A 12,324-nucleotide genomic window follows, 5' to 3' on the forward strand; every position below is an offset into this window, starting at 1 on the left:
CCGTTTAGGTATCGGTACCGTGAAGCCGCTACCCTATTGCGCGGGTTAAGACTGCAGCCTCGCGCGATCGGCCATGACCGCTACGGTGGTTGCCAAACAAGAGGTGAGGCTTGGACGGACAACTTTGTACCGAGAACTGGGTGGGACGCGTCGCTGTCGTCGCCGCCTCAGGTGACCTCGACATGCTCACGGCACCGCAGCTGCGCGACGCTGTGCAGGCGGCGTTGGGCAAGGATCCGGTGGGCTTGATCGTCGATCTGACCAGTGTTGAGTTCCTGGGGTCCGCGGGCATGCAGGTGCTGATGGAGACCCACAACCAGACCGACGGCACCGCGACCAAGTTCGCCGTCGTCGCGGACGGATCCGCCACCAGCCGGCCGTTGAAGATCACGGGGATCGCCGACCTGATCGACCTGTTTTCCTCGCTGGACGCCGCGCTCGACAACATCACAGCGTGAGCTCGGGCCGGACGGGGTAAACAGAGAACACCATGAACGCTCCGACGGAACTCGGCTTTTCCAGCAACGGCCCCGCAGACGCGCAGACCGTTGCCGAGTTCCGCAATGCCTTTGCGCAATGGCTCCGAACGAATTTCGCGCTCGACGCCGACCGGCTCAGCGACATATTGCTGGCGGTGAACGAAGCGCTGACCAATTCCGCTGAGTTCGCCTATGTCCAGGCTGGGCAGGCCGGAACCATGTCGGTGACGGCCCGGTATGACGCCGAGGATCGGCGCCTCGTCGCGACCGTCTCCGACCAGGGAGCCTGGCTGGAGAAGGAGCCCGACGGCAAGCCGAACACCCGCGGTCGCGGTATCCAGCTCATGCGCGCCCTGTCCGATCGGGCCGCGATCGACGCCTCGGCGTCCGGCACCCGCGTACAGCTCGAGTTCGACGATTGCCGGCTCGCCTCCGAGGAGCCTTTCGCAACTTCTGCTTGATTGTGTTTGGCCGGCGTCCGACGCGGGTAAAGGCGCATCGCTGACTTCCATCGCAGAAAGCGAGCGCAGGCATGGGCGAAAACTCCCCGGGCGTCGACAGCGCCCCACCCGACAGCTGCGCCGGGCGCGAAATTTGGCAGCGGTAACCCGGACGCGGTGGGGAACCGGAAATGTCCGTCGCAGCGATCGAACGCCCGTCATCGCAGCCCAGGCGTGCGCTGTCCGTCGCCTCCAGCACAGGTGCAATCGGTGGACCCGGCCACATCGTCGTGATAGTGACAGGTGAGGTCGACGCCGCCAACGCCAAGGAGTTCGCGGCTCTGGTCGCTGAAACGATCGCAGACGCACAGCACGTCACCCTTGACCTGTCCGGTCTGGATTTCTTCGCCTTCGACGGGGTCACCGCCCTTCACGCCCTCAACGCCCGGCTCCTTCGGGCCGGTGTGCCGTGGCGCGTGCTGCCCGGTGCCGTCGTGTCCAGGGTTCTCGCACTGTGTGATCCCGAGGAGCTGATTCCGGTGGTCCGCGTGAACCCGCCGACGCCGCCTCGCAGACCCCGGCTCCGGCTGGTGGGCTAATTTCGTACCTCGTTCTGTGACGGTCGTGGCGCCTGTTGCTGATTTGCTGTCGTGTCGCCTGTGATTTACCGCTCACTTTGTCGTCGAAAGGTAAGAAACCTTTATAAACGCGCTCGACCGCGTTATTCGGAAAGTCTTGCGGCAGCGGTATTTCCACAGGTCATGACCGTCTTGGCGTTGCCGAATTTTGGTAACAATCGGGTAACGCACGCTTTTCTAAGCGGTGTCTGAGAGGTTCACAGATTGTCTAAGGTGCCGCTTTTCGCACCGCCGCGGGATATCGGATTTCGTCGCTAGACTCGGTCCAGGCCGCGCCGATTTGGCGCGTTACGACTTGGAATCTAGGGCCGGTTGCACGCGATGCCGGCGGAGGTACCGATTTTCGATGGTTGACTTTTTGATGCCTGAACATGCGCCTACGGCGTTGGGTGCGGTGAAGCTGAGCCGAGGACCGATCGGCGATATCGCCGCAACCGGCACCGGCGCAACCGTGGTGACGCACCCGGGCGACGACAGCGTCGCGGTGCTCAATCCCCGCACCCTCGCCGCCGAGGCCATCGTCGCGGTCCACGGTGAGCCCTTCGCGGTGGCAGTCCACGACGACCGCGCTTATGTGAGCACGTCGTCCTGGACCCACAAGGACGAGGTGACCGTCCTGGACACCGCGAGCAGGTCGGTAATCGCTTCGTACCCGCTGGCGGACAACGTCACGGCATTGGTCGTGAGCCCCGACGGCAAGCGCGTCTACGCCGGTCGAACCGGTGACGGGCACATCGACGTCGCGGTGATCGACATCCCCGCCGACCGCGTGGGCACCATCGACATCGCGACTGGCGCGGGCATCGGCATCGATGCCCTCGCGATCGATCCGACCGGAACGCGGCTATACGTCGCGACCACCGACGCGCGCGGCAGCGCGGTCCTCACCGTCGAACTCGAGACCGGCCGTGTCGGCGGCGCGGTGCGTATCGGTGCACCGATTCGCGATATCGCGCTCGCCGACGGTGCGGCGTTCGTCCTCAGCTCGGACCGGACCCGCGGCGGTGTGGTGCACGTGATCGAGTTGTCGTCGGGACGCATCACCGATGTCGTCGAGGTTGGCGGCGCCCCAACGCAGCTCGCGATGGGCGAGGACAAGAGCAGGGCCTACATCGTCGACTATGACCACGTCGCGGTGTTGTGCACGCTGACGCTGCAGATCGTCGACACGATCACCGTCGACGGCAGGCCGTCCTGCGTGGCGGTCGATTCGCACGGCGGTCGGCTTTATGTGGCCGACTACTCGGGCGGGGTGGCGATGTTCGCCGTGAGCGCGTCGATGCCGCTGCTGTACTCGGAGTTCGTCGCGACGGATCCGATCGCGGCCCCCACGGTGCGCGAGCTCGAGCCGGTCACGGCTTAGGTAGCGCAGACCAGGGTCACGGCGTTCTCAGCTCGTCCGCGGCGAGGGCGAAGATCTCGTCGCCTGAGCCGATCGCGACGAAGTGCCCTGCTCCGTCGACGGGATGCCACACCGAACCTGGCATCGAGTCCGACACCGCCTTGTTGATCGGATCGGGCACGAGTCGGTCGTCGAGCCCCTGCCACAGATGCACCGGCCTCGCGATCCGCGAGATGTCGAAATCCCAGCGCCGGTAGAGCACTTCGGCGTCGCGGACCAAGCCGTCCGAGCCGTGAGCGAAGCATTCGACGACCGCATTCATGAACGTCGTTTCGACCTGTGGGCGACTCAGTATCTGCCGGTCGTACTCACCGACCGACCTGCGGAGGGTCTTGACGAATCCGTCGCGCATGGTCTTGGCGGAGTACCCGAGCGCGGCATACATGAGGCGAAAGGCGGGCTTGAACCGTAGCGCGAGGAAGCCGCCAAGGGCATCGATCTTCGACAGGTACGGCGCCGCGGAATTGTCACCGAACGCGCCGTAACTACCGGGCGCAATGCTGCTGACATGGCGCAGCCGCCCGCTGTCGATGTAGGCGGCGGCCCCCAGCGCCCATGGGCCGCCCTCCGACCAGCCCGTCACGCCGAACTCCCGGTAGCCCAACACATCCGCGATGGTCGTCAGGTCCTCGGCCCAGCTGGCGTACGACCGGGCCCTCTGAACGCTCGACTGTCCCATACCCGGGCGGTCGACGCCGACGAGCCGGATCCCGTTCTTGGCCGCCGAGTCCGCCAACAGCAGGACCTCCAAGCGGCTGCTGGGCCCACCGTGGTTGTGCATGACAAGCGGACCGTTCGGGTCGCCGACCTCGGCGAGGGCCAGCCGACGACCGTCGCGCGTCCTCACTTCCGCAGTCATATCGTCCTTCCATCAGATCGCGCTGAACCTTCGTCGCGGTTGTCCCGTCGTACCACCTGAAAGGCCACCGGGGTCTTCGGGTCACGAAGGGAGCGCGGTATGCGCGCAATACTGTTGACGATGGTCGGGCTGGCCGCGGTGGCATGCGGTGCGATTCTCACGCCGGCGGCCATCGCGTCGGCGGCCGATTCGGCGGAGCTGACCATCGCCACACTCGAGGCACAGGGCTTCGACGTCAAGGTCAATCGGATCGGGAGTGCGCCCCTCGACGAGTGCGTCGTCACCGATGTCCGAAATGCCCGTGAGCGAACCGAATTGGTGCGACGCGGCGACGACCTGATCCGGGTGGTGGCCCAGCGCACGATCACCGTCACCGCGGATTGCTCACGCTGATGCGTCGGTTTCGGTGCGGTTGGTCGCGCCTGCCGCAACCAACCACACCGGAGTCGCTAGCGACCGCTGCAGTCCAGCGACACCGAGATCGGCTTGCTGATGGTCACGGGGAACAGCACCCCGTCCTGATTTCCGCCGAGCAGCGGCACCAACTGGGTGAACTCCTGGGGATTGCGCACGCTGGTGACCACGCAGTCGGACAGCGGGGCCGTGCCGATCTTGTCGATCGTCACGTTGTACCCCTGATCCTGCAGCTTGCTGATGACCTCCTGCGCCGACTCCTGATCGTCGGCCGATGCGACACCCGCGGGCAGCATGACAGCCACGCACACGACGGTGGCGACTCCGGCGAGGATCCGTGTGGTCCGCATGCGGTCCATGATCCCCTATCAGCGCTCGGCGCGCTGGTAAGCGGTCACAACCGCGGCGCCCCCGAGCCCGATGTTGTGCTGCAGCGCGGCGGTGACGCCCTCGACCTGTCGCTTGTCGGCCGCACCGCGCAACTGCCACGTCAACTCCGCGCACTGCGCGAGACCCGTCGCACCAAGCGGGTGCCCCTTGGAGATCAGCCCGCCGGAGGGGTTGACCACCCAACGCCCGCCGTAGGTGGTGTCGTTGTTGTCGATGAGCTTGGGCGCCTCACCCTCGGCGCACAGGCCCAGCGCCTCGTAGAGCAGTAGCTCGTTGGCCGAGAAGCAGTCGTGCAGCTCGATCACTTGAAAGTCGGCCGGTCCCAGGCCGGACTGGTCGTAAACCTGCTGCGCGGCTTTGACATTCATGTCGTAGCCGATGAGGTTCTTGGCGCTGCCGTCGAAGCTGGACCCGAAGTCGGTGGTCATCGCCTGGCCGACGATCTCCACCGCCTGGCCCGCCAGGCCGTGCTTGTCGACGAAGTCCTCGCTAGCCACGATCGCCGCTCCGGAGCCGTCCGACGTGGGCGAGCACTGCAGCTTGGTCAGCGGGTCGGAGATCATTTTCGCGGCCAGGATGTCGTCGAGGGTGTACTCCTCCTGGAACTGTGCATACGGATTGTTCACCGAATGCTTGTGGTTCTTGTATCCGATCTTCGCGAAATGCTGTGCGGTGCTTCCATGTTGACGCATGTGCTCGCGACCCGCGGCGCCGAACATCCAGGGCGCGACGGGGAATCCGAACTCGTCGATCTCAGCCATCGCCGCGACGTGCTTCGCCATCGGGGATTCCCGATCGTCGTGGCCGCCTTGGAGCGACCCGGGCTGCATCTTCTCGAAACCAAGAGCGATGACGCAGTCGGCGAGCCCGCCGCGAATCGTCTGCGCGGCAAGGAACAACGCCGTGGAACCGGTCGAGCAGTTGTTGTTGACGTTGGCGATCGGAATCCCCGTCAAGCCGAGTTCGTAGAGCGCCCGGTTGCCCGACGTCGAGTCACCGGCGACGTAGCCGACGAATCCCTGCTGGACTTCGGAGTAGTCGATGCCGGCGTCGTCGAGTGCCTTGGTGCCCGACTCCTTGGCCATCTGAGGGTAATCCCACCCTTCACGGCGGCCCGGTTTCTCGAACTTGGTCATTCCGACACCGACGACGAAGACCCTGTTACTACTGACGGTCGACATTGATGATCCTTTCGCTGCCCTGCGATCGACAGAAACATACAGCGCGCCACCTGTCTATCGGCTGATGAAAGCGTCGAGGAGGTCACCCTGCGGCGGCCCCTGGCATCGAACCTGATCTTGATTACGGCCTTCGCGGCCATTGTGGCCCGCGCGGGACGGGTTGTGGTGTAGACCTGCAAGAGTAGAACGTGTTCTAGTTTCGCGGTGAGGAGTCGGTTATGGGCCTACGGGTGGTGCAGTGGGCGACCGGGGGCGTCGGCGTCGCAGCGATCAAGGGTGTGCTCGAACATCCCGACCTCGAACTCGTCGGGTGCTGGGTGCACTCGCCGGCGAAGGCAGGCAAGGACGTCGGCGAGATCGTCGGCATCGGGCCGGTGGGGGTGACCGCAACCAACAGCGTCGACGACATCCTCGCCCTCGACGCCGACGCGGTGATCTACTCACCGCTGTTGCCCAATCCGGACGAGGTGGCCGCACTGTTGCGGTCCGGTAAGAACGTCGTCACCCCGGTCGGATGGGTGTATCCCAGCGCCCGGCAGGGCACGCCTTTGCAAGAGGCGGCGCTCGCGGGAAATGCCACGCTGCACGGCACCGGCATCGCGCCAGGCGGGATCAGCGAGAAGTTTCCGCTCTTGTTCTCCGCGTTCTCGACCGGCGTGACATTCGTTCGGGCCGAAGAGTATTCCGACCTTCGCACCTACGAGGCACCCGACGTCGTACGGCACGTGATGGGCTTTGGTGAGGTTCCGGAGAAGGCGCTCAGCGGACCGATGCAGAAGCTGCTCGACGGTGGCTTCATCCAGGCGGTGAAGATGATCGTCGACAAGGTGGGTTTCCGTGCCGATCCGAAGGTCCGCTCCGCGCAGGAGATCGCGGTCGCCACTGCACCGATCGAATCACCGATCGGTGTCATCGAACCGGGGCAGGTCGCCGGCCGCAAATTCCACTGGGAGGCCCTCGTCGACGAGGAACCGGTGGTGCGAGTCACCGTGAACTGGCTGATGGGTGAGGAAAACCTCGACCCCGCTTGGACATTCGGCCCCGAAGGCCAGCGTTACGAGATGGAGGTCCGCGGCAACCCGGATGTCAACATCGTCGTCAAGGGCTTTCAGTCGGCGGTCGGCGGAGAGGGCCCGGAGTACGGCATCGTCGGCACCGCGGCGCACTGTGTGAACTCGGTGCCCGCGGTGTGCGCCGCAGAACCCGGCATCGCAACGTATCTCGATCTACCGTTGATCAGCGGCAGGGCGGCGCAGGGCCTCGCGTAGTGTTGGGGGCCGCGCGGGCGACGCCGCTCACCTGGCACACTCACGGGCTGTGACGAGACGTGCTTTGGTACTGGCCGGGGGCGGCGTGGCGGGTATCGCGTGGGAGACCGGCATCCTGACCGGCATCGCCGACGAGTCGCCCGCGACCGCCGATGCGTTGTTGGCCTCCGACGTTCTGGTCGGCACATCGGCGGGTTCGACGGTCGCCGCACAACTCGGGAGCGGCCTCGGCCTGCCCGCGTTGTTCGACCGGCAGACCTCGGCGACATCGTCGGAGATCAACCCCGGCGCGGGGATCGAGACGATCACCCAGATGTTCCTCGACGCGATGACCGCTCCCGGCTCGAAAACCGAGAAACTGCAGCGGATCGGTGCGATCGCGCTCGCTGCGGGCACCGTCGCCGAAGACGTGCGGCGAAGGGTGATCGAGCAGCGGCTGCCGTCGCACGACTGGCCCGACCGCGATCTGCGCATCACCGCCATCGACACCGAGACCGGGGAACTGGTGGCGTTCGACCGCACCTCGGGCGTCTCGCTGGTCGACGCGGTCGCGGCCAGTTGCGCGGTGCCCGGTGTGTGGCCGCCGGTCACCATCGGGTCGCGCCGCTTCATGGACGGCGGCGTCGGTAGCACCGTCAACCTGGCCGTGGCCGACGATTGCGATGTCGTGGTCGCCCTGATCCCACAGGGCCTGTCGTCGCCGTCACCGTTCGGGACGGGCGCCAGGGACGAGGTCACCACGCGCAACACTTTCGGCGTGTTCGCCGACGACGAGTCGCTGGCGGCGTTCGGCGCCAACCCGCTCGACCCCGCGTGCCGGACACCGTCTGCGCATGCGGGACGCAGACAGGGCCGCGGCGTCGCCGCTCAGATCGCCGAGCACCTCGGCCTCTAATCTTCGGTCACGCTGGGCGATTCGGGCTTGGTGTCGAACGCGTCCAGTGCGGCGGCCGCCAACTCGATACCGATGTCGATCACCTCGGCGGCGCGGTGAAATTCCAGGCTCCGACAAGCCGAACGGGGTACCTCGATGAGCATGTCGGGCGGATAACCGGCGAGCTGGTGCCTGGCGAGCGCCGCCTGCGCGATGTCGATCGTGCGGTTCATCACCTCGAAGCTCCCGAGCTTGGGCACCACGGACGCTTCCTTCGTCGCGTCGACGAGCTCCTCCTCGCTGTCCCCGCCCGCCGGATCGTCCTCCGGTCCCGATCCCGTGCGGTTCAGCATCGCATTCGACTCGAACAGTGACGCGGTGCTGCGCCACACCCTGGCCAGCCACTCGGTGGTGGCGCGTTGACCCTGTCCTGCTGGTTCTGCAGGTTCTTCGCTGCCGCCGGCCTCGCTGCCGGCCAAGGACACCGCGATGGTCAGGTCGGCGTTGACGGCTGCGATCGGCGCCATCGGCAGCGGTTCGAGGATGCCGCCGTCGGCTAGCAGGCGCCCGTCGAGCACATGCGGTGCGATCACCCCGGGGATCGCGATCGACGCTCGAATCGCGGCGTCCACCGGGCCTCTCTGCAGCCAAACCGACTTGCCGGCGATGAGATCGGTCGCGACCGCGGTGTAGGGGATCGGCAGGTCCTCGATGCGCACCTCGCCCAGGATGTCGCGAACAGCGTCGAGGATCTTGGTCGCGCGCAGCACGCCCGCCGCGGTGATCGAGGGATCGAGCAGCCGCAGCACGGCACCCTGGGTGAGCGACTTCGCCCAGTCGGAGAACTCGTCGAGCTTGCCCGCCCCGTGCAGCCCGCCGACGAGGGCGCCCATGGACGATCCTGCGATGCCGACGATCTCGTAGCCGCGGTCCTGAAGTTCCTCGATCACCCCGATGTGGGCGTAGCCGCGGGCGCCACCGCTGCCCAGCGCCAGCGCGACCCGCTTGCCAGCCATGCCGCCATTGTCGCCTGCCGGCGCCGGTTGTGGCCGCCGGTTCAGGCGCAGAGGCCGTCGGCCGCCGCCTGCACGGCAACGATGACCGCGGCCTGACGGGGCGGCGGCAACTGCGTCCACGGCGTGCCGTACGTTCCGGGCCCCGCCGAATCCGTAGATTGCACCATGCCGAGGTAGGGCTCGATCTGAGACTTCGGGTCACCACCCTGTTCGTCCATCCACTGCCGCGCTGTGGCGCAGGCCTTGAAGTACTCCTCCTCGGTCGAGTCGGCGGGAGCGCCGACCGCCGTGGTGACACCGTCGGGGGAGACGGCGACCGAACCCGGTGCCGCGGTGGGCGTTTCCGAGCTGGTGGCCGTGGGCGTCGAGTCGGCTGACGGCTCGGAGGTGTCTTCGGTACCCGACGAGCATCCCGCGACGACACCCACCATCACTGCGGCCGCCGCGACACCGTGACGCATGCGCATGCCCGTCAATCTAGGCAACGGCTCGCCCGCGACCGACACCGGCTGCACCGATCGGCGAGGTTGCGCTCACGGTGAATCTATCCGCCGACCCCGCAAATACGGGTCTGGCCTGCGACGACAGGCGCCGAGCGTGCGGGACCGTCACCTCGGGCCGGGTTGGAATGGCACGCCCATGCCAGGCTTGCCCTCATGACGACCGGACGCCAGGAGTGTTGTAGGCCCTAGCGCCGCCCCCTGCCCGTTTCCGGTTCTCTTGGAGCTCCCATGGCCTCCCCTGCAGTTCTGCCCTCTGCCGCACCCGCGGTGTCCGCACCGACGCGGCTGCGGCTGCCCGATCTGTTGCTCGCTTCCGACCGCTGCGCCGACGACGTGCTCACCGGTCGCTACGACCACCTGCTGCCTGCTGGCGGACCGCCTCGCAACGAACGCTGGTTCACCCGCCTCCATGGTGATGACGAGCTCGACATCTGGCTGATCAGCTGGGTGCCCGAACGGTCGACTGAGATGCATGACCACGGCGGCTCTCTTGGGGCCCTGACGGTGATCTCGGGCGCGTTGCGTGAGACCCGCTGGGATGGTGGAGCGTTGCGGCGTCGCCGGCTGCACGCCGGGGATCAGGCGGCCTTCCCGCTGGGGTGGGTCCACGACGTGGTGTGGGCACCCGACGGTGACACGTCGGCGCCGGTCGTGCCCGCGCTGAGCGTGCATGCCTATTCACCCCCGTTGACCGCGATGTCGTATTACGAGGTGACGGAACGGAACACGTTGCGCCGCAATCGGACCGAGCTGACCGATGGACCGGAGGGGTGATCATGACAAGTCGTATCGACCGGATCCTGGACGATGCCCGCGCCCGCCTGCACCGGTTGCCCGCGGCCGAGGTGCCCGCGGCGTTGGACCGCGGTGCGATCCTCGTCGACATCCGGCCGCAAGCCCAACGCGCACGCGACGGGGAGGTGGCGGAAGCGTTGGTGATCGAACGCAACGTGCTCGAATGGCGTTGCGACCCGACCAGCGAGGCGCGGCTGCCGCAGGCCGTCGACGATGACGTCGAGTGGGTGGTGCTGTGCTCGGAGGGTTACACCTCGAGCCTGGCGGCGGCGGCGCTGGTCGATCTGGGACTGCACCGCGCGACCGACGTCATCGGCGGATACCACGCCTTGAAAGCCGTTCTGGTCTAGTCCTTCTCGTCGCTGCTCAGCAGCGGCCGCAGGCGTTCGGTCTTCTCCGGTGTCCAGCCCGGCGGCTGCAGGATCGCCGCCCACGCGTTGGCCACATCCTTGACGTAGACGTGGCCGTGCCCGTCGGGCACATCCACGGCCACGGCCATGTCCGCCGACACCTGGAGGAACGTCACCACGGGTATCCACTGCATCCGGCCGGAGACGTCGTAACCTCGTGGCTCCTTGAGCCAGTCCGGTTCGGCGAACAGCAGATCCGGGTTGAACCACGCGATCGGGTCCGACGCGTGCTGCAGGTACACCACCCGCGGATCCCCCCAGGGGCCGTCCGGCCGGCTCAAATCCTGGGCGCTGGCGGCGAAGTGGACGTTCTCGCCGTCGTCGTAGATCGGCAGCCACATCGGGGAGCCGGGGTCGCGGTCACGGGTCAGCTGCGTCCAGATCGTGTTGTTGAACGTGGGGCCGCTGAACAGTGCACCGTCCGTGCGGGCGATGAGGTTGTTGAGCGCGAGGAAAGGCGCTTCACCGCCGAACGATCCGAGGCTCTCCCCGAACACGACCAGGCGCGGTCGCTGCGCCTCGGGCATCTCCCGGATCAGCGCGTCGACGGCCTCGAACAACGCCTGACCCGCCTGTCGCGCGTTCTCCTTGTCCACGAGGAACGACAGCCAACTCGGCAGAAACGAGTACTGCATCGACACGATCGCGGTGTCGCCGTTGTACATGTATTCCAGCGCAGAGGCTTCGGCTTCGTTGATCCAGCCGGTGCCGGTGGTGGTGGCCACGGCGACGACGTCGCGGTCCAGCCCGCCGGTGCGCTGCAGTTCGCGGGCCGCCAGCGCAGCGGTTGCCTTGATTCCGTCCGCGGAATGCAGACCGGCGTAGACGCGGATCGGTTCGACGGCAGGCCGGCCGTTGAAATCCGTCAACTGCTCGACCGTCGGCCCCGCCGCCACGAATATCCGGCCCTGGTGGCCAAGGGATTCCCAGCTGGCCAGCGACTGGGGGCCGCCGGACCGCAACGGTGATGTGGGCGCAGTGAAATCAGGGTCGGTCTCGTCGTTGACTGCCGCGAACGTGTTGTTGATCGTGCTCATCGCGAAGCGCACCACGATGCCGTTCAGTAGCGCGATGGTGAGCGCGATCAGCAGCACCACCACCACAACCGCCGAAACCCTCGGCGGTGCAACGCGTTCGAGTTGCCGGACCAGGAAGCGCACGAGCCTGCCGATCAGCTGCCCGATCTCGACGAGCACGAACAGCGTCACGATGGACAGCACGGCGGTCAGGGGATGATCCCAGAAGCCCATGCGCGGAACACCGTTGAGATCGCGGACCTCGTCCTGCCAGATGTGGAAGTAGACGATCATCAGGATCTGGCCGATGACGCCGATGACCACTAGGGCGATCCAGGCCTGTCGCGGGGCGGGCGGGCTGCTGTCCTTGGACCGCATGTAGCGCACCAGCCACACCACGAACACGCCGAGGGCATAACCGAAAGCGCCTGCGCCTCCGCTGACCAGCCCCTGGAACAACGGACCTCGCGGGAGCAGCGACGGCGTCATCGACAGCCACAGGAACACCAGGCCCAGCGCGGTGCCGGTGAAGGTGTAGTTGCGCACCCACCAAGGCGTGTCCTTGGACGTCTTGACCGGCTTCTCCCGCGGTTCTTCGACCGTGCTGTCGGTGTCGTCGCGGGTGTCGGTCACCACCGC

At 66.7% G+C, this 12,324-nt stretch carries 15 protein-coding genes; 9 read left to right on the forward strand and 6 right to left on the reverse strand.

From position 1 onward, the window contains the following. Positions 1 to 110 precede the first annotated feature (110 nt). The 4 genes from AU192_RS06330 to AU192_RS06345 all read left to right on the forward strand — a co-directional run bounded on the left by AU192_RS06330 (position 111) and on the right by AU192_RS06345 (position 2,920). A complete protein-coding gene (locus AU192_RS06330) occupies positions 111 to 458 on the forward strand; it encodes an STAS domain-containing protein (RefSeq protein ID WP_064394931.1) in 348 nt (115 codons plus the stop codon). Between the two features lie 32 nt (positions 459 to 490). Next, positions 491 to 940 (forward strand): ATP-binding protein, encoded by a 450-nt coding sequence (locus AU192_RS06335; RefSeq protein WP_064394932.1) that lies wholly within the window; start codon positions 491 to 493, stop codon positions 938 to 940. Between the two features lie 170 nt (positions 941 to 1,110). Continuing rightward, positions 1,111 to 1,518 (forward strand): STAS domain-containing protein, encoded by a 408-nt coding sequence (locus AU192_RS06340; protein WP_064394933.1) that lies wholly within the window; start codon positions 1,111 to 1,113, stop codon positions 1,516 to 1,518. A 385-nt stretch (positions 1,519 to 1,903) separates the two neighbouring features. After that, entirely contained in the window at positions 1,904 to 2,920 is a 1,017-nt protein-coding gene (locus tag AU192_RS06345; RefSeq protein WP_064394934.1) for a YncE family protein, read from the forward strand. A 16-nt stretch (positions 2,921 to 2,936) separates the two neighbouring features. Here the strand turns inward: AU192_RS06345 and AU192_RS06350 are convergent, their stop codons facing one another. Continuing rightward, complete coding sequence (locus AU192_RS06350; protein WP_064394935.1) at positions 2,937 to 3,818, reverse strand: alpha/beta fold hydrolase; 882 nt, start codon at positions 3,816 to 3,818, stop codon at positions 2,937 to 2,939. Positions 3,819 to 3,917: 99 nt separating this feature from the next. Here AU192_RS06350 and AU192_RS06355 point away from each other — a divergent pair, with 99 nt between their 5' ends. Continuing rightward, a complete protein-coding gene (locus tag AU192_RS06355) occupies positions 3,918 to 4,211 on the forward strand; it encodes a hypothetical protein (RefSeq protein WP_064394936.1) in 294 nt (97 codons plus the stop codon). Between the two features lie 56 nt (positions 4,212 to 4,267). Here the strand turns inward: AU192_RS06355 and AU192_RS06360 are convergent, their stop codons facing one another. Both AU192_RS06360 and AU192_RS06365 read right to left on the reverse strand, forming a co-directional pair. Continuing rightward, the gene (locus tag AU192_RS06360) at positions 4,268 to 4,582 is read right to left on the reverse strand and encodes a hypothetical protein (protein WP_064394994.1); all 315 of its coding nucleotides are present in this window, start codon (positions 4,580 to 4,582) and stop codon (positions 4,268 to 4,270) included. Positions 4,583 to 4,600: 18 nt separating this feature from the next. After that, a complete protein-coding gene (locus tag AU192_RS06365; protein WP_064394937.1) occupies positions 4,601 to 5,803 on the reverse strand; it encodes a lipid-transfer protein in 1,203 nt (400 codons plus the stop codon). Between the two features lie 218 nt (positions 5,804 to 6,021). Here AU192_RS06365 and AU192_RS06370 point away from each other — a divergent pair, with 218 nt between their 5' ends. Then, complete coding sequence (locus AU192_RS06370) at positions 6,022 to 7,071, forward strand: NAD(P)H-dependent amine dehydrogenase family protein (protein ID WP_064394938.1); 1,050 nt, start codon at positions 6,022 to 6,024, stop codon at positions 7,069 to 7,071. A gap of 49 nt (positions 7,072 to 7,120) precedes the next feature. After that, entirely contained in the window at positions 7,121 to 7,966 is an 846-nt protein-coding gene (locus AU192_RS06375) for a patatin-like phospholipase family protein (RefSeq protein WP_064394939.1), read from the forward strand. Here the strand turns inward: AU192_RS06375 and AU192_RS06380 are convergent. Together AU192_RS06380 and AU192_RS06385 are read right to left on the reverse strand one after the other, a co-directional pair. Next, on the reverse strand, positions 7,963 to 8,961 hold the full coding sequence (locus AU192_RS06380) for a patatin-like phospholipase family protein (protein ID WP_064394940.1): 999 nt from the start codon (positions 8,959 to 8,961) through the stop codon (positions 7,963 to 7,965). The genes AU192_RS06375 and AU192_RS06380 overlap by 4 nt on opposite strands. A 41-nt stretch (positions 8,962 to 9,002) precedes the next feature. Next, positions 9,003 to 9,428, reverse strand: a complete 426-nt coding sequence (locus AU192_RS06385; protein ID WP_094289266.1) for a lipoprotein LpqV — start codon at positions 9,426 to 9,428, stop codon at positions 9,003 to 9,005. A gap of 264 nt (positions 9,429 to 9,692) precedes the next feature. On the opposite strand from AU192_RS06385, the gene AU192_RS06390 reads away from it, so the two are divergent. Further along, entirely contained in the window at positions 9,693 to 10,238 is a 546-nt protein-coding gene (locus tag AU192_RS06390) for a cysteine dioxygenase (protein ID WP_064394941.1), read from the forward strand. Positions 10,239 to 10,240: 2 nt separating this feature from the next. Continuing rightward, on the forward strand, positions 10,241 to 10,609 hold the full coding sequence (locus AU192_RS06395) for a rhodanese-like domain-containing protein (protein WP_064394996.1): 369 nt from the start codon (positions 10,241 to 10,243) through the stop codon (positions 10,607 to 10,609). Here AU192_RS06395 and AU192_RS06400 read toward each other — a convergent pair. After that, a complete protein-coding gene (locus AU192_RS06400) occupies positions 10,606 to 12,318 on the reverse strand; it encodes an alpha/beta hydrolase (RefSeq protein ID WP_064394997.1) in 1,713 nt (570 codons plus the stop codon). The genes AU192_RS06395 and AU192_RS06400 overlap by 4 nt on opposite strands. Between the last annotated feature and the right edge of the window lie 6 nt (positions 12,319 to 12,324).

The organism is Mycobacterium lehmannii (assembly GCF_001499925.1).
GTDB classification, from domain to species: domain Bacteria; phylum Actinomycetota; class Actinomycetes; order Mycobacteriales; family Mycobacteriaceae; genus Mycobacterium; species Mycobacterium lehmannii.

What these genes read in the sequence shown, in the direction of transcription:
- AU192_RS06395 (WP_064394996.1), top strand. Translation starts at nt 10,241, where the DNA reads ATGACAAGTCGTATCGACCGGATCCTGGACGATGCCCGCGCCCGCCTG.
- AU192_RS06340 (WP_064394933.1), top strand. Translation starts at nt 1,111, where the DNA reads ATGTCCGTCGCAGCGATCGAACGCCCGTCATCGCAGCCCAGGCGTGCG.
- AU192_RS06385 (WP_094289266.1), bottom strand. Translation starts at nt 9,428, where the DNA reads ATGCGCATGCGTCACGGTGTCGCGGCGGCCGCAGTGATGGTGGGTGTC.
- AU192_RS06380 (WP_064394940.1), bottom strand. Translation starts at nt 8,961, where the DNA reads ATGGCTGGCAAGCGGGTCGCGCTGGCGCTGGGCAGCGGTGGCGCCCGC.
- AU192_RS06365 (WP_064394937.1), bottom strand. Translation starts at nt 5,803, where the DNA reads ATGTCGACCGTCAGTAGTAACAGGGTCTTCGTCGTCGGTGTCGGAATG.
- AU192_RS06370 (WP_064394938.1), top strand. Translation starts at nt 6,022, where the DNA reads ATGGGCCTACGGGTGGTGCAGTGGGCGACCGGGGGCGTCGGCGTCGCA.
- AU192_RS06345 (WP_064394934.1), top strand. Translation starts at nt 1,904, where the DNA reads ATGGTTGACTTTTTGATGCCTGAACATGCGCCTACGGCGTTGGGTGCG.
- AU192_RS06350 (WP_064394935.1), bottom strand. Translation starts at nt 3,818, where the DNA reads ATGACTGCGGAAGTGAGGACGCGCGACGGTCGTCGGCTGGCCCTCGCC.
- AU192_RS06390 (WP_064394941.1), top strand. Translation starts at nt 9,693, where the DNA reads ATGGCCTCCCCTGCAGTTCTGCCCTCTGCCGCACCCGCGGTGTCCGCA.
- AU192_RS06355 (WP_064394936.1), top strand. Translation starts at nt 3,918, where the DNA reads ATGCGCGCAATACTGTTGACGATGGTCGGGCTGGCCGCGGTGGCATGC.
- AU192_RS06360 (WP_064394994.1), bottom strand. Translation starts at nt 4,582, where the DNA reads ATGCGGACCACACGGATCCTCGCCGGAGTCGCCACCGTCGTGTGCGTG.
- AU192_RS06335 (WP_064394932.1), top strand. Translation starts at nt 491, where the DNA reads ATGAACGCTCCGACGGAACTCGGCTTTTCCAGCAACGGCCCCGCAGAC.